The following is a 15,337-nucleotide window of genomic DNA, read 5'->3' as shown; positions in this document are numbered from 1 at the left end:
GCCTCACCTCACCGCGCCGAGCAGCGCGTCCCACATCGCCTGCACCGTCGAGAGCACGCGCGCATTGGCGGCATAGGCATTCTGCAGCGCCACCATCGCAGCCATCTCCTGGTCCACGTCCACGCCCGAACGCTGCGCGAAGCGCGCCTCGAGGCCGCCGACCAGCGCCTGCGCCCCGCTCAGCGCCGCGCTCGCCGCCGCGCGGTCGGCGGTGTGCACCGCGGTCAGCAGCCCGGCATAGGCCTCGAGCGTCGGCGGCGCGCCGAAGGGGGAGGCGAGCGTGCCATCCGGCCCCAGACCGGCCGTGGCGATGGGCGGCCAGCCGACGCCCGCCTGCGCATCGCGCCCGAAGGTGAAGTCGAGCACGCGGTCGAGCAGCGTGGTGAAGCCCGCCGGCCCGCCCGGCGGGTTCGGCGTGAAGGCGGAAGGCCCGCTCAGGCTGCCCGCCACCGCATGGGTGCCGTCGCGCAGCAGCGCGGGGTTGGCCGCCACCGCCGGATTGACGCGGATGGTCCCGGCGAAGCCGACCATCGCGCCGCCCGCATAGGCAAGCGTGGGGTCCGGCACCGACCCGGCCGCATCGGTGAAGAGCCGCAGCCCCTGCCCCTCGAAGCGCGCGGCGAGGTTCGCCGCGGCGAGATCGAGCTCGGCCTGGTAGCGCGGCAGCGTCGCGTCGCGCAGCGCGACGTATTCGGCGAGCCGCCCGCCGAGGAGGCTGCGCGTCACATCCACCCCGCCCAGGGTGATGTCCGGGATGGTGCCGCCCGAACCGTGGAAGGCGCTGGGGCCCAGCGAGGCATCGGCGGTGGCGAAGGCGTCGGCGCGCTCATCCAGCGGCAGCACCATGCCGCCGCGCGCGACGAGCACGAGGCTGCCGTCCTCCCGCTTCAGCGCACGGACCTCGAGCGATTCGGAAAGCCGCGCGATCGCCGCGTCGCGCCGGTCCTCGAGCGCCGCGGCATGGCCGGTCAGCGCGATCTGGTCGCGGATCTCGCGCGTCAGCCCCGCGATCTCGCGCAGCGCCTCGTTGATGCGCGCGACCTCGGCCACGATGCCGTCCTGCGCCTGCTGGCGCGCCTGCTGCACGGCGGCGGAGGTCTCGTTCAGCCGCGCGGCGAGCGCCACGGCATCCAGCAGCAGCGCCGCCTGGCGGCCGGGCTCGGCGGGGTCGGCGCGCAGATCCTCGAAGCCGACGCGCAGCGCGGCCATCAGGTCGCCCAGGCCGTCGCCGGCCTCGGTGCGGCCATGGGCGGCCTCGATGCCCTGCAGCAGCCGCAGGCGGACCTCCGCCCCGGCGGCGGCGGCGCGCCGCGCGTTGAGTTCGGTCACCAGCGCCTCGTCCACGTCGCGCGAGGGCGCGAGGCTGCGCACGCCGATGCCCACGCCGTCCGCCTGCACCGCGCGCGAGGCGACCGTCTTCTTCGTGTGGCCGGCGGTGTCCGCATTGGCGATGTCGTTCGCCGCGGCGGCCAGCGCGCGCTGGGTGTGCAGGATGCCCGAACGCGCCGTCAGCAATGCGGCATCGAGGCTCATGGCCCGCCGTCCTCAGCCGCTCAGCGGCGCATGTTGATGGTGTCCTGGAGCATCTCGTCCGAGGCGGTGACGATGCGCGTGTTCGCCGTGTAGGCGCGCTGCGCCACGATCAGCTTCGAGAACTCGGAGGCAATGTCCACGTTCGAGCGCTCGATCGAGCCGACGGCAAGCCGCCCCGCGCCGTTCGAGGCGGGGTCGGAGGTCCGCGCCTCCCCGCTTTCCAGCGTGCGCATGAAGGCCTGGCCGTCCAGGCGCTGGAGCATGTCGGGCGCGTTGAAGGTGGTGATGGGCACGCGCGCGATCACGCGCGACTGGCCGTTATCGTAGTTGATGGCGACATCGCCGTTCTCGCGCACCGAGACTGAGGAGTAGGCGCCGAGCGGCACGCCGTCCTGGGCGAGGTTGCGCACCACGTATTCGTCGCCGGCGTATTGCGTCACGCCGCGCGCCGCGGCGAAGGCGCCGAGATTGAGCGTGATAGCCTGCGGCCCCTGGCCGAAATTCGCGGTGAAGGAGACGAGCGCCGGGTCGCCGGGCACCGAGGCGGCGCCGGCGAGGGTGCCGGTCGGGTTGGCGAAGCCGCCGATGGTGCCGTCGGCCACCGGCGGGCTCGCCGCCTGGCCGAACTGCAGGTCGATCGTGCCGAGCGAGCCGCCCGCGCCGGGGGCCGAAATGTCGAGCGTCCAGGTATTCGCCCCGGCCGGCGTCCAGGTCAGCGTCATCGGCTGCAGCGCGCCGAGGCTGTCATAGACGTTGAGCTGGGTGGAGACCGGCGCCGTGCCGCCCGCCGGCAGGTTGGCCGAGAGCTCGATGGTCGAGGTCGCGATCGGGTTGAAGACCAGCTCGCTGATGCGGATGGGCTGGATGCGCGTGCGGTCCGGCTCGCCGGCCGCGTTGGCTAGCCAGCCCTGCAGGAAATACCCCGCGCCGTTCACCATGTAGCCGTTGCGGTCCATCTGGAAGTCGCCGGCGCGGGTGAAGAACTGACGCTCGTCGAAGGTGACCTGGCCGTTGGCCGTGCCGGTCGGCAGCGCCACCGAGAAGAAGCCCTGACCGGCGATGGCGAGCGCGATGGGGTTCTCGGTCTGCTCGATCGTGCCCTGGACGGTGTTGGTATAGTCGGGCCGCGCGACCACCGAGCCCGGCCGGTGCACCGAGAGCGTGCTGTCGGTCAGGTAGGAGACGAAGTTGGTGTCGGTGCGCTTGAAGCCCACCGTCTGGCTGTTGGCGACATTGTCCGAGACATGGCCGAGCGCGCGGGCCTGGGCGTTGAGGCCGCTGATGGCGGTGGTCATGGATCCGAACAGGGACATCGGCGTCTCCGCGAGGCTGAACGGCCGGGTGTTTCGCAAGCGCCATGCCATCGCAGGCCGCACGCGCCGCGCCAGCGCAGGCGCGCCAGCGACCCTGCGCGGCCTGCCGCGAGGCGGCAGTTTCGGCCGGGCGGGCGGCAGGGCCTGCCGCCTTGTCGCACGGCGCGGGCTGGCCCGCCGCTTGCTGATCCGCCCACGATCCCGCCCTGCGGCGGGGGCAACAGCGCGAAGGCCCGAGGGCGATGGATTGCGTGCCCGTGATGACGTTGCAGGTGCCGGCGACCGCCTCGGCGGCGGCAACCGCCGCTCCGGCCGAGGGCGCCTTCGCGGCGCTGCTCGCGGGCATCCGGGCCGCGACGAATGCGGGCGCGGAGCAGGATCCGCCGGGGATGGAGCAGCCCGCCGCCGCGACGCCGGCACCGGCCGAGGCGCCTGGCGCGGAGGCACCTGCCACGCCGCAGCTCGCGCCGCCCTCGCCGGCCATCGCCGCCGCGGCGCAGCCTTCGCCGCCCGCGCGGCAGGAGGCGGCGCCCGACGCGTCCGGCATGGCAGCGGGCTTGCCCGCACCGTCGCAGGCCGCGCCTGCCGCGGTGCCCGCACCCTCTCCGCCACAGGGCGGCGACCCGGCGGCCCGGCCGCCGGCCGCCGCTGCCGCGCCGCCCCAGCCCGCCCCGGACGCGGCGGCACCGGCCGCGCCGGGCATCGAGCGCGGGCCAGCCACCACGCGCGAGGCGCCTCGCCCGCAGCCGCAGCCGCCGCCGCTGGCCGCGCAGGCATCGGGGCTGCCGTCATCGCCAGAGGCGGAATCCGTCCCGGGGACGCCGAACGGCGCGCCCGCCGCCCATGGCGCCGCGCTCGCCGACCAGCCGCAGGCATCGCCCGCGGACATGCCCAGACCCGCAGCGTCTTCGGATGCCACACAGGCCGCTTTCGCACCGGAAGCGCCCACCCCCGCGCCGCCCGAACGGCCAGTGGCAAGCGCACCAACGCCCCCGCCCTCCGCGGCGATTCCGCCGCCGCAGGCCGGCCATGCGGCCACGCCGCCGCCAGCCGCGGCACCCCCACGCGACGCCCCGATCCCGCCGCCGGTGCGCCAGCTCGCCCCGGTGGTCGTCGCGGTCGCCATTCCCGGTGGCACGGCGCGCCTTGCCGTCACGCTCGAACCCGCCGAGCTCGGCCGCGTCGAGATCAGCGTCGAGCGCGCCGACGGCGCGGCGGAGGTCCGCATCCTCGCCGAACGGCCGGAGACGCTCGCGCTGCTGCAACGCGACCAGCGCGAGCTGGACCGCGCGCTCGGCCAGGCGGGGATAGCGCCGGAGGAGCGCCGGCTGAGCTTCGCGCTCGCCGAACGCGGCGCCGGCGATGGCGGCGCCGGCCAGCCCGGCCACCGCCACGGGGAGGGCCGTCGCGGACCGCTCGCGGCCGCCCCGCCCGAGGCGCCCGCGGCCGCCGGCCCGGCACGCCGCCCGCTCTCGCTGATCGACCTCGCCATCTGACGCCCGGAGGATCCGCCATGTCCGGAAGCATCGCCGCCGCCGGCGCCAACGCCGCCACCGCCGCCACGGGGAACGGCACGCGCCTCGCGAGCGACTTCAACACCTTCCTCACGCTGCTGACGACGCAGCTGCGCAACCAGAGCCCGACTGATCCGCTCGACACCAACCAGATGACGAACCAGCTCGTGCAATTCGCCTCGGTCGAGCAGCAGATCGCGATGAACCGCAACCTGAACCAGCTCATCGCGCTGCAGCAGGCCGCGCAGCTCACCGCCGCCGCGCCGCTGATCGGGCGGCGCGTGGAGGTGGACGCCGACCGCGTCGCGCTGCAGGAAGGCCGCGCCGAGATCCGCCTGCCGCCGGCCGGCAGCGCGCGCTTCGCCGAGGTCGCGGTGCTCGACGCCGGCGGCCGCGTGCTGCGGCAGGAGGTCGTCGCCCTCGGCGCCGAGGCGCGCGGCTGGAACTGGGACGGGCGCGACCTCGCCGGGCGCAGCCTCGCCGACGGCACCTACCGCGTGCAGGTGACGGGGCGCGGCGCCAATGGCGAGGCGGTCTCCATCCCCTTCGCCGTGCGCGGCACCCTGACCGGGGCGGAGCGCGTGAACGGGCAGCTCTCGCTGCGCATGGGCAGCCTCTCCCTCGGCTTCGAGAGCCTGCGCAGCATCCTGCCCGGCGGCTGACGGGGCCGTTAACCTCCGCGCAATCCGGGGCCGGCAAAGTCTGCCGCAGGCCGCAGGAGGCGGCCTTCGCATGAGGCAGCGGCAGCACCAGCGCGGATACCCCGGTGCCGGGATGAGGCGGGCATGAACCCTGCCGCGCTTCTCGCGCAGTTGCGCGCGCTCGGCACGCTGCGGCTGGCGGCGCTGGCCGGCGCGGGGATCGGCGTGCTCGGGCTGCTAGCCTGGCTCGTGCTGCGCGCCGGCGCGCCGCCGATGGCGCTTCTCTATGCCGACCTCGACCCGCGCGACGCGGCGCAGGTGGTGGCTTCGCTCGAGCGCGCGCGCGTTCCGCACCGCATCGAGGCCGGCGGCAGCCGCATCCTGGCGCCGGAGGCCGAGGTGCCGCGGCTGCGCCTCTCCCTCGCGCGCGAGGGCCTGCCGCGCGGCGGCTCGGTCGGCTACGAAATCTTCGACCGCGGCGAGAGCCTGACCACCACCCCCTTCCAGCAGGAGGTGAATCGCCTGCGCGCGCTGGAAGGCGAGCTCGCGCGCTCCATCACCGGGCTTGCGGGCGTCCGCTCGGCCCGGGTGCATCTGGTGCTGCCGCGGCGCGAGGCCTTCTCGCGCGAGCGGGGCGAGGCGCAGGCCTCGGTGGTGCTGACCATGCAGGGCGCGCAGCGGCTCGACCGCGACGGCGTGCAGGCGGTGCTGCATCTGGTCGCGACCGCGGTGCCGGGCCTCAGGCCGCAGAACGTCTCCATCGTGGACAGCCGCGGCGCGCTGCTCGCGCGCGGCGGGCAGCCGCTGGCCGGGCCGGCGGCGGCGCTGTCGCAGGAGGAGATCCGCCGCGGCCAGGAGCTGCGCATCGCCCGCGCGGTCGAGGACATGCTGGAGCGCATCCTCGGCCCGGGCCGCGTGCGCGCCGAGGCGACGGTCGAGATGGACTTCGACCGCGTGCAGACCACCGAGGAACGCTTCGACCCCGACAACCAGGTGCCGCGCAGCCAGCAGAGCGTGCAGGAATCGAGCCGCGGCACCGAGGGCGGCCCGACTACCGTGCAGAACAACATCCCCGGCGGCGATCCGGGCGGCGGCAACGTCACCCAGGAGAACCGCCAGGAGGAGACGACCAACTACGAGATCGGCCGCACCACCCGCAACACGGTGCGCGAGCATCCGGTGGTCCGTCGCCAGTCCGTCGCGGTGCTCGTGGACGGCGTGTGGGAAACGCCCGCGGGCGGCGGCGCCCCCGCCTTCCGCGAGCGAACGGCCGAGGAGATGCAGCGCATCGCCGCCCTGGTGCGGGGGGCGATCGGCTTCGACGAGCGGCGCGGCGATACGGTCGAGGTGGTCTCCCTCCGCTTCGCCGAACCGCCACCCGGGGAGGCGCCGCCGGCCGGGCTGCTCGACCTCTCCTTCAGCAGCACGACCATCGCCCGGCTGATCGAGAGCGCGATCTTCGCCCTGGTCGCGCTGGTGGCGATCCTGCTGGTCGGCCGGCCGGCGGTCTCCCGCCTGGTGGCGGCCGTGAACACGCCCTCGCTCGCGATCGCGGGGGCGGGCGGCGCGGCGGGCGCGATCGCGGGGGGGGCGCAGGCGCATCAGGCGATCGGGGCGGACGGCACGCCGGCCGCGCTTCCGCCGGGCGCGGAGGGCGATGCCATGGTCTCGATCGCCATGGTCGAGGGGCAGATGCGCGCCTCCTCCATCGCCCGGCTGCAGGAACTGGTGGACCGCCATCCCGACGAGGCGCTGAGCGTCGTGCGCCGCTGGATGACGCCGGAGGGAGCCTGAGACCGTGCTGACGACCCTGAACGGAGCGCAGAAGGCCGCGACCTTCATGCTGGCAATCGGCGAGGAGCACGCCGCCCGCCTCTTCGCCAAGATGCACGAGGACGAGATCCGCGACATCTCCTCCGCCATGGCGAGCCTCGGCACAGTCGCCGCGACCACGGTCGAGGAACTGTGCCGCGAATTCGCGGAGAACCTCGGCCAGACCGGCAACCTGATCGGTTCCTGGGAGACCACCGAGCGGATGCTGCTCAAGACGCTCCCGCGCGAGCGGGTGGCGCAGATCATGGAGGAGATCCGCGGCCCCGCGGGCCGCACCATGTGGGACAAGCTCGGCAACGTGAACGAGGCGGTGCTCGCGAACTACCTCAAGAACGAGTACCCGCAGACGGTCGCCGTGGTGCTCACCAAGGTGAAGCCCGACCACGCCGCGCGCGTGCTCTCCCTGCTGCCCGAGGGTTTCGCCATGGAGGTGGTGATGCGCATGCTGCGCATGGAGACGGTGCAGAAGGAGGCGCTGGACGGCGTCGAGAAGACGCTCAAGGCCGAGTTCATGTCGAACCTCGCGCGCGCGCAGCGGCGCGACGCGCACGAGATGATGGCCGAGATCTTCAACAACCTCGACCGCCAGTCCGAGGCGCGCATCCTCGCCGCCCTCGAGGAACGCAACCGCGACGCGGCCGAGCGCATCCGCGGCCTGATGTTCACCTTCGACGACCTCGGCCGCCTCGACGGCGCAGGGGTGCAGGTGCTGATGCGCAGCGTGCCGAAGGAGCAGCTCGTGCTCGCGCTCAAGGGCGCGTCGGAAGCGCTGCGCGACCTGTTCATCAAGAACATGAGCGAGCGCGCCGCGAAGATGCTGAAGGAGGACCTCGCCAATCTCGGCCCCGTGAAGCTGCGCGACGTGGACGAGGCGCAGGCCGCGATCGTGCTGATGGCCAAGGACCTCGCCGCCCAGGGGCAGATCCAGCTCCAGGACGGGCGCGAGGACGAGATGGTGTACTGACATGGCCGACGGTTTCACCGCCGCCGCACCCGCCGCCGAGCGCGGCTCCTTCACGCCGACGCTGCTTATCGCCGCCCTCGACGCCGCCCGGCGCGAGGCGCAGGAGGCCGCGCGCGAGGAGGCCGCCCTGCCCGCGGACACCATGGACGCGCTGATCGCGGAAGCCCGCGCCGCCGGCCATGCGGAGGGCTATGCCGCGGGCATCGCCGCCTCCGAAGCCGCCAGGGACGCCGCCGCCGCGCAGGCTGCGGAACATGCGCTGGCCGCCCTGCGCGAGGGCGCCGCCGCCGCCCGTGCCGCCGCGCGGGAGGCCGCGGCCGATCTCGCGCGCCTCGTCGTCGCCATGCTCGATGCCGCGCTGCCGGGCCTCGCGGCCGGCCGGGCGCCGGAGCTCGCCGCCGCCTTCGCCGCCCGCATCGCGCCCGCGCTGGAATGCCAGCCGGAGGCGCGGCTGCTGGTGCCCCCGGGCCTCGCGGAAGCAACGCGCGCGCGTCTCGGCCTGATGGCGATCGCCATCGAGGAGGATCCCGACCTTCCACCCGGCGACGCGCGCGCGGAATGGCGTGCGGGCGGCGCGAGGCTCGACCTCGCGGCGCGGCGCGCCGAGATCCGCCGCGTCCTCGAATCAGCCGGCCTCGCGCCGCAGGAGTAGCGCATGTCCGCAAGCCAGGGCTTCGAGCCCGTCTCCGCCGCCTCCGAGGAAGCCCGCCAGGCCCAGTCCGGGCCGGTGAAGGAGCTCGAGGCCGTCTACGACATCCCCGTTCAGATCAGCGCCGTGCTCGGCCGCGCCACCATGCAGGTGTCGCAGCTTCTGAAGCTCGGCCGCGGCGCGGTGGTCGAGCTCGACCGCAAGCTCGGCGAGGCGGTGGACATCTACGTGAACAACCGCCTCGTCGCGCGCGGGGAGGTGGTGATGGTGGACGACAACCGCCTCGGCGTGACCATGACCGAGATCGTGAAATCGGACCGGGCGGGCTGAGATGGCGCGCGTCCTGATCATCGGCTCGCTGGAGGCGGAACTGGGCGCGGCCGCGCGCATCGCCGCGGCGCGCGGGGCGCGGCTTGCGGTCGCCGAGGGCGCGGCGGCGGGCCTTGCACGCCTGCGCGGCGAGGGTGCGGACCTCGTGCTGTGCGACGTGGTCCATGATGTCGCCTGGCTGATCGGCCAGCTCGCCAACGAGCGCATCGCCTGCCCGGTCGTCGCCTGCGGGCGGCCCGATGACGCCGAGGGCGCGGTGCGCGCCATCCGCGCCGGCGCCAAGGAGTTCCTGCCCCTGCCGCCGGATGCCGACCTGATCGCGGCGATGCTGCAGGCGGTGGCCGGCGAGCCCGACCGGCCGGTGGTGCGCGATCCCGCCATGGCCGCGCTGCTCGGCCGCGCCGAGCAGGTCGCGCGCGCCGAGGCCTCGGTGCTGATCACCGGCGAATCCGGCACGGGCAAGGAGGTGCTCGCACGGCACATCCATGCCGCCTCGCGCCGCGCGCGCGGGCCTTTCGTTGCGCTCAACTGCGCAGCGCTTCCCGAGACGCTGCTGGAATCCGAGCTCTTCGGCCACGAGAAGGGCGCCTTCTCGGGCGCGGTCGCGGCGCGCAAGGGCAAGTTCGAGCAGGCCGAGGGCGGCACGCTGCTGCTCGACGAGATCGGCGAGATGGACCCGCGCCTGCAGGCCAAGATCCTGCGCGCCATCCAGGAGCGCGAGATCGACCGCCTCGGCGGCGCCGCGCCGGTGAAGGTGGATGTGCGCATCCTCGCCGCGACCCATCGCGACCTCGCCGCCGAGGTCGCGGCCGGGCGCTTCCGGGAGGATCTCTACTTCCGCCTCGCCGTGGTGCGTCTGCGCATCCCGCCCCTGCGCGAACGGCGGGAGGACATCCTGCCGCTCGCGCGCCACTTCGCCGAACGCTACGCGCGCGCCAACGGCCTGCCGCCGCGCGGCCTCTCGCCCGCGGCCGAGGCGCTGCTGCTCCGCCACGCCTGGCCCGGCAATGTGCGGGAACTCGAGAACACGCTGCACCGGGCGGTGCTGCTGGCCGAGGGGCCGGCGATCGGGCCCGAGGCGATCGACCTGCTCGACCCCCTGCCCGCCGCCCGCGTTCCCGCGCCGGCCGGGCAGCCCGCCGGCCCGCCGCAGCAGGCAGCGCAGCCGGTCTCGGCCCTGGTCGGCCGCCGTGTCGAGGAGGTCGAGCGCGACCTGATCATCGAGACGCTCTCGCACTGCCTCGGCAACCGCACGCGGGCGGCGGAGATGCTCGGCATCTCGATCCGCACGCTGCGCAACAAGCTGCACGAATACCGCGCCGCCGGCATCGCCGTTCCGCCGGTGCCCGGGCAGCCGCCCTGCGCGCTGCCGGCCGGCTGATCCGTGGCGGCGATCGCCCTGCCCGACTGGCTGCGCCGGGCGCAACCGGGCAACGATGTCAGCCTCGCGCTCGGCGTCGTGGCGCTGCTCGTGGTGCTGGTGGTGCCGCTGCCGGTGGTGCTGCTCGATGCGGGTCTCGCCATTTCCATCACCGTCTCGGTGCTGGTGCTGATGGTGGCGCTGTTCCTGCGCCGACCGCTCGACTTCACTTCCTTCCCGACGCTGCTGCTGCTGACCACGCTGCTGCGGCTCGCGCTGAACGTCGCGACCACGCGCACCATCCTCAGCCACGGGCATGAGGGGCCGCAGGCCGCGGGCCATGTCGTCTCGGCCTTCGGCGGCTTCCTGATGGCGGGCGACGTGGTGGTGGGTCTGATCGTCTTCGCCATCCTGATGGTCGTGAACTTCATGGTCATCACCAAGGGCTCGGGCCGCATCGCGGAGGTCGCGGCGCGCTTCAGCCTCGATGCGCTGCCGGGCAAGCAGATGGCGATCGACGCCGATCTCTCGGCGGGGCTGATCGACGAGAACGAGGCCCGCCGCCGCCGCAAGGAACTCGAGGAGGAGACGGGCTTCTACGGCGCGATGGACGGCGCCGCGAAATTCGTGCGCGGGGACGCGATCGCGGGGCTGATCATCACCGCCATCAACCTGCTCGGCGGCATGGCGATCGGCGTGGCGCGGCACGGGCTCGGCTTCGGCGACGCGGCGCAGGCCTTCGCGCTGCTCACCGTAGGCGACGGCCTCGTGAGTCAGATCCCCTCGCTGCTCGTCTCGGTGGCGGCGGGCATCGTCGTCACCAAGGGCAACACCGAGGGCACGACGGACGAGGTGATGCTCGGCCAGCTCGGCGGCGGGGCCAAGCCGCTGGCCATCGCCGCGGGCGTGGCGGCCTTCATGGGCTTCCTGCCGGGCATGCCGCTGCTGCCCTTCCTCGCGCTCTCTGGGGCGGCGGGGGCAGCAGCCTGGGCGCGGCACCGCCGGGGGCAGACGCCGGCGGCGGCACCCGAGGCCCCGGCGCCCGCGGCCGATCCGCCGATCGCCGAGACGCTGCGGATGGACCTGCTGCGGCTCGAACTCGGCTACGGGCTGCTCTCGCTCGCCGCCGGGGAGGCGCCGCGCCTGACCGAGCAGATCAAGGGCCTGCGCCGCAGCATCGCGCAGGAGATGGGCTTCGTGCTGCCCTCCGTCCGCATCCAGGACAACCTCGCGCTGCCGCCCGACACCTACGCCATCCGCGTCAAGGAGATCGAGGCCGGGCGCGGCCAGCTCCGCCCGCCGCTGCTGCTCGCGATCGATCCCGCGGGCGGCGTGCCCAACCTGCCCGGCGAACGCTGCCAGGAGCCGAGCTTCGGCCTGCCCGCGATCTGGATCGAGGAATCCCAGCGCGAGGAGGCGCTGGCGCGCGGCTGCACCGTGGTGGACGCCGCCGGCGTGCTCGCGACCCACCTGACCGAGCTGGTGCGCGAGAACATGGCCGAGCTGCTCTCCTTCGCCGAGACGCAGAAGCTGCTCGACGAGTTGCCCGCCGAGCACCGCAAGCTCGTCGCCGACCTCGTGCCCGCCCAGATCGGCGTGGGCGGCATCCAGCGCGTGCTGCAGGCGCTGCTCGCCGAGCGCGTCTCGATCCGCGACCTGCCGACCATCCTGGAAGGCATCCAGGAGGCCATCGCCGCCAATGCGCGCTCGGTGCCGGCCATCCTCGCCATCGTCCGCGTGCGGTTGGCCCGCCAGCTTTCGGACGCGGCGCGCGGGCCGCAAGGCCATGTGCCGATGATCACCCTCTCCGCCGACTGGGAAGTGGCCTTCACCGAGGCGCTGGTGGGCCCGCCCGAGGAGCGCCAGCTCGCCATCGCCCCCTCGAAGCTCGGCGAGTTCATGGAGCGCCTGCGCGTCGCCTTCGATGCCGCGAATGCGGCGGGGGAGCAGCCGGCGCTGGTCTGCTCGGCCCCCGTGCGCCCGCATCTGCGCGCCATCGTCGAGAGGCTCAGGCCGGCGACGATGGTGCTCGCGCATACCGAGATCCACCCGCGCGCGAGGATCAGGACCGTTGGAACGATCTGACCGGCCCGCCCCATGCGCCTGAGGGTCTTCACCGCGCCGCGCATGGCCGAGGCCATGGCGCAGCTCCGCGCCGAGCTCGGCGCCGAGGCCGTGATCCTCTCCACGCGCCGCGTCGCCGGCGGCGTCGAGGTCACCGCCGCGCTGGAAGCCGAGGAGCCGGTGCTGATCCCGCCCTGCACGGCCGCGCCGGCCCCCGCCAGGGCGCCGGGGCCGCTCGGTTTCCACAACCTCCCGCCCGGGCTCGCGAGCCGCCTCGGCGCCGGGCGGCTCGAGGATGCGCTGGCCGGTGCGCTCGGCTTCGCCCCGCTGCCCGGCGGCTGCGAGCGCCCCGTCATGCTGGTCGGCCCGCCCGGGGCGGGCAAGACGCTCACCTGCGCCAAGATCGCGACGCGGCTCGTGCTCGGCGGGGCGGCGCCGGTCGTCGTCACCACCGACGACCAGCGCGCGGGCGCCGCCGCCCAGCTCGCGGCCTTCACGGGCGTGCTGGGGCTGACGCTCGCCGTCGCGCCCTCGCCCGCCGCACTCGGCAAGGCGGTGGCGCGGCGCGCGCCGGGCCAGCCGGCCATCCTCGACAGCGCGGGCTGCGATCCCTTCGACGCGCGGCAGGCGATGGCGCTGCACGCGCTGGCCACCGCCGCGCAGGCCGAGCTCGTGCTCGTGCTGCCGGCCGGCCTCGACGCGGCCGAGGCGGCCGACCTCGCCCGCGCCTTCGCCGCCCTCGGCGCGCGCCACATGATCCCGACGCGCCTCGACGCGGCGCGGCGCCTCGGCGCCGTGCTCGCCGCGGCCGAGGCCGGCCCGCTGCTGCTGACCGAGGCCGGCACCGGCCCCTCGGTGGCGGGCGGGCTCGAACCGCTCTCGCCCGCGCGCCTCGCTGCGCGCCTGTCCGCCACGCCCGCGCGCGGGGCCGCAACCACACCGCAGGAGGCCGCGTGATGCGTCCCGCCCTCGCCGCACCGCACCCCGGCCGCACGGGGCGCGTCATCGCCATCGCCTCGGGCAAGGGGGGCGTGGGCAAGACCTGGTTCGCGATCACCCTCGCCCATGCCATGGCCCGGCTCGGCCGGCGCGTGCTGCTGGTGGATGCGGATCTGGGGCTCGCCAATGTGGATGTGCAGCTCGGCTTCCAGCCCGCGCGCGACCTCTCGGCCGTGATCGCCGGCACCGCCACCGAGGAAGCGGCCGCCATCCGCCATCCGGCGGGCTTCGACATCATCGCGGGCCGGTCGGGCTCCGGCGCGCTCGCCGCCCTGGCGGGGCCGGCGCTGGAGGCGGTGCTCGCCATGCTGCCGCGCGCCGCGGCGCGGTGGGATCGCGTGGTGGTGGACCTCGGCGCCGGGCTCGAGGCGCCGCAGCGGCGGATCGCGGCGGCGGCCGACACGCTGCTGGTGCTCGCCACCGAGGAGCCGACCAGCCTGACCGACGCCTATGCGGTGCTGAAGCTGCACGCCCAGGACCATCCGGAGGGGGATGCGCGGGTGGTGGTGAACCTCGCCGCCGATGCCGCGGCGGGTGCCCGCACGCACCAGGCGCTGGCGCGCGCCGCCGCGACCTTCCTGCGGCGGGACGTGCCGCTCGCGGGCGTGGTGCGGCGCGATGCGAAGGTGCGCGACGCCATCCGCCACCAAGCCCCGCTGCTGACGCGCCACCCGGCATGCGCCGCGGCGGCGGATGTGGAGGCGATCGCGCGCAGCCTCGGCTGATGCCATGCGCTGGGAACATCGAAACCCGGCGGCCCGCCCGACGATGCCGATGCGCCACCGGCCTGCGGGCGGTGCCGGCAAGCCGGAGGTCGAATCCGTCCTCCCCCTGGCGAGGGCCCGTCGCCCGCGGTGCGCGCCGCGCCGCGCCGTCAGGGCGCGCGGGGCACGCCGCCTTCCCGGGGCCGGCAGGCGCCCCGCGCAGGGCTTGATCCGGCCCGCCGGCGGGCCAGATACCGGCGCGCATGTCGTCGCTGATCCGCCTCGACCGCGACCTTCGCGTTGACCTGGTGCGCGGATTCGCGCTCTGGGCGATCTTCGTCAACCACACGCCCGGGAACTGGCTCGGCCTCGTCACGCCGCGCAACTACACCCTCTCCGACGCGACAGAGGCCTTCGTGCTGCTCGCGGGCTACGCGGCGGGGCTTGCCTACGGCATCGTCATGGACCGCCAGGGGTGGTTCTTCGCGGCCTCGCGCGTCATGGGCCGGGTCTTCACCCTCTATGTCGCGCACATCTTCCTGCTGGTGGTCTTCACCGCCCAGGTGGGGCTCTCCGCCGCGCGGCTCGATGCGGCCTTCTACCTGGACGAGCTGCACCTAGACCCCTTCGCCTCCGACCCCTATCGCGCGCTGCTCGAGGCGCTGCTGCTGCGCTACCAGCCCTCCTTCCTCAACATCCTGCCGCTCTACATCGTGGTGCTGGCGCTCTTCGCCCTGGCGATGCCACTGATGCGCCGGCCCTGGCTGATGCTGCTGCTCTCGGCCGCGCTGTGGGCGGCGGCGCGCTGGTTCGGCCTGACGCTGCCCTCCTGGCGGGGGGATGACTGGTTCTTCAACCCGCTCGCCTGGCAGCTCCTGTTCTTCATCGGCTGCGCGCTGGGCTACCGGCCGCCGGGCGGCACGCCGCTCTCGGTGCCCTGGCGCCGCTGGGCCGGGCTCGCCTGCGTGCCGCTGCTCATCGCCGGCGCGGCGATGACGGTGCTGATCTTCTTCCAGTGGGACTTCGCCGAGGCCCACCTGCCGGCCTTCGCCCCCTTCCTCGCGGCGATCGACAAGACCTCGCTGCATCCGCTGCGGCTCGCGACCATGCTGGCGCTGACCTACCTGATCGCCCACCTGATCCCGCGCGAGGCCGCCTGGCTGCGCTCGCGCCCGGCGCTGGTCCTGGTGCTGCTCGGTCAGCAGGCGCTGCCGGTCTTCTGCGCCGGGATCGCGCTCTCCTTCCTCGCCCGCGTCGCGCTCGAGACCTCCGAGGGCGCCTGGATGCAGGCCGCGGTGAACATCGGCGGCGTTGCCGCGCTGGTCGCGCTCGCGCTGCTGACCGCCTGGTACGGGGCGGAGAAGCGCGTGCCGCGGCGCCAGCCGGCGGCCGCCATGCCGGCGCCGGGCGGCGGCTGAGGCGACCGCCGATGC

At 74.7% G+C, this 15,337-nt stretch carries 13 protein-coding genes; 11 read left to right on the top strand and 2 right to left on the bottom strand.

Annotated features, from left to right (window positions below):
- Window positions 1-3: 3 nt before the first annotated feature.
- Together FHS88_RS13295 and flgE are read right to left on the bottom strand one after the other, a co-directional pair.
- Window positions 4-1,533: a FlgK family flagellar hook-associated protein gene (locus FHS88_RS13295; RefSeq protein ID WP_184485437.1), complete on the bottom strand. Its 1,530-nt coding sequence runs from the start codon at window positions 1,531-1,533 to the stop codon at window positions 4-6.
- A 20-nt stretch (window positions 1,534-1,553) separates the two neighbouring features.
- On the bottom strand, window positions 1,554-2,846 hold the full coding sequence (flgE, locus tag FHS88_RS13290) for a flagellar hook protein FlgE (protein WP_211842719.1): 1,293 nt from the start codon (window positions 2,844-2,846) through the stop codon (window positions 1,554-1,556).
- 1,088 nt (window positions 2,847-3,934) lie between these two features.
- Here flgE and FHS88_RS13285 point away from each other — a divergent pair.
- From FHS88_RS13285 to FHS88_RS13235, 11 genes are all read left to right on the top strand, one after another.
- Window positions 3,935-4,342 (top strand): flagellar hook-length control protein FliK, encoded by a 408-nt coding sequence (locus FHS88_RS13285; protein ID WP_184485433.1) that lies wholly within the window; start codon window positions 3,935-3,937, stop codon window positions 4,340-4,342.
- Between the two features lie 17 nt (window positions 4,343-4,359).
- Complete coding sequence (locus FHS88_RS13280) at window positions 4,360-5,022, top strand: flagellar hook assembly protein FlgD (protein WP_184485431.1); 663 nt, start codon at window positions 4,360-4,362, stop codon at window positions 5,020-5,022.
- A gap of 123 nt (window positions 5,023-5,145) precedes the next feature.
- On the top strand, window positions 5,146-6,795 hold the full coding sequence (gene fliF, locus FHS88_RS13275) for a flagellar basal-body MS-ring/collar protein FliF (RefSeq protein WP_184485429.1): 1,650 nt from the start codon (window positions 5,146-5,148) through the stop codon (window positions 6,793-6,795).
- Between the two features lie 4 nt (window positions 6,796-6,799).
- Complete coding sequence (gene fliG / locus FHS88_RS13270; RefSeq protein WP_184485427.1) at window positions 6,800-7,798, top strand: flagellar motor switch protein FliG; 999 nt, start codon at window positions 6,800-6,802, stop codon at window positions 7,796-7,798.
- A gap of 1 nt (window position 7,799) precedes the next feature.
- The gene (locus FHS88_RS13265) at window positions 7,800-8,450 is read left to right on the top strand and encodes a hypothetical protein (RefSeq protein ID WP_184485425.1); all 651 of its coding nucleotides are present in this window, start codon (window positions 7,800-7,802) and stop codon (window positions 8,448-8,450) included.
- Between the two features lie 3 nt (window positions 8,451-8,453).
- Window positions 8,454-8,777 (top strand): flagellar motor switch protein FliN, encoded by a 324-nt coding sequence (gene fliN, locus FHS88_RS13260; protein ID WP_246419910.1) that lies wholly within the window; start codon window positions 8,454-8,456, stop codon window positions 8,775-8,777.
- 1 nt (window position 8,778) lies between these two features.
- On the top strand, window positions 8,779-10,158 hold the full coding sequence (locus FHS88_RS13255; protein ID WP_184485423.1) for a sigma-54 dependent transcriptional regulator: 1,380 nt from the start codon (window positions 8,779-8,781) through the stop codon (window positions 10,156-10,158).
- Window positions 10,159-10,161: 3 nt separating this feature from the next.
- Window positions 10,162-12,222 (top strand): flagellar biosynthesis protein FlhA, encoded by a 2,061-nt coding sequence (gene flhA / locus FHS88_RS13250; RefSeq protein ID WP_184485421.1) that lies wholly within the window; start codon window positions 10,162-10,164, stop codon window positions 12,220-12,222.
- A gap of 12 nt (window positions 12,223-12,234) precedes the next feature.
- Entirely contained in the window at window positions 12,235-13,158 is a 924-nt protein-coding gene (locus FHS88_RS13245; RefSeq protein ID WP_184485420.1) for a flagellar biosynthesis protein FlhF, read from the top strand.
- Window positions 13,158-13,925: a nucleotide-binding protein gene (locus tag FHS88_RS13240; RefSeq protein ID WP_184485418.1), complete on the top strand. Its 768-nt coding sequence runs from the start codon at window positions 13,158-13,160 to the stop codon at window positions 13,923-13,925. The genes FHS88_RS13245 and FHS88_RS13240 overlap by 1 nt, the downstream gene beginning before the upstream one ends.
- Window positions 13,926-14,167: 242 nt before the next feature.
- Window positions 14,168-15,322, top strand: coding sequence for an OpgC family protein (locus FHS88_RS13235; protein WP_184485416.1), 1,155 nt, complete (start codon window positions 14,168-14,170; stop codon window positions 15,320-15,322).
- Window positions 15,323-15,337: the final 15 nt, after the last annotated feature.

Origin of the sequence: Neoroseomonas alkaliterrae (assembly GCF_014199195.1) — a bacterium.
Lineage (GTDB): Bacteria > Pseudomonadota > Alphaproteobacteria > Acetobacterales > Acetobacteraceae > Neoroseomonas > Neoroseomonas alkaliterrae.
This window is presented reverse-complemented; position numbering and strand designations above follow the sequence as displayed.

Coding starts and splice junctions, on each gene's coding strand:
- FHS88_RS13295 (WP_184485437.1), bottom strand. CDS start 1,533: ATGAGCCTCGATGCCGCATTGCTGACGGCGCGTTCGGGCATCCTGCAC.
- flgE (WP_211842719.1), bottom strand. CDS start 2,846: ATGTCCCTGTTCGGATCCATGACCACCGCCATCAGCGGCCTCAACGCC.
- FHS88_RS13280 (WP_184485431.1), top strand. CDS start 4,360: ATGTCCGGAAGCATCGCCGCCGCCGGCGCCAACGCCGCCACCGCCGCC.
- fliF (WP_184485429.1), top strand. CDS start 5,146: ATGAACCCTGCCGCGCTTCTCGCGCAGTTGCGCGCGCTCGGCACGCTG.
- FHS88_RS13265 (WP_184485425.1), top strand. CDS start 7,800: ATGGCCGACGGTTTCACCGCCGCCGCACCCGCCGCCGAGCGCGGCTCC.
- fliN (WP_246419910.1), top strand. CDS start 8,454: ATGTCCGCAAGCCAGGGCTTCGAGCCCGTCTCCGCCGCCTCCGAGGAA.
- FHS88_RS13255 (WP_184485423.1), top strand. CDS start 8,779: ATGGCGCGCGTCCTGATCATCGGCTCGCTGGAGGCGGAACTGGGCGCG.
- FHS88_RS13245 (WP_184485420.1), top strand. CDS start 12,235: ATGCGCCTGAGGGTCTTCACCGCGCCGCGCATGGCCGAGGCCATGGCG.
- FHS88_RS13240 (WP_184485418.1), top strand. CDS start 13,158: ATGCGTCCCGCCCTCGCCGCACCGCACCCCGGCCGCACGGGGCGCGTC.
- FHS88_RS13235 (WP_184485416.1), top strand. CDS start 14,168: ATGTCGTCGCTGATCCGCCTCGACCGCGACCTTCGCGTTGACCTGGTG.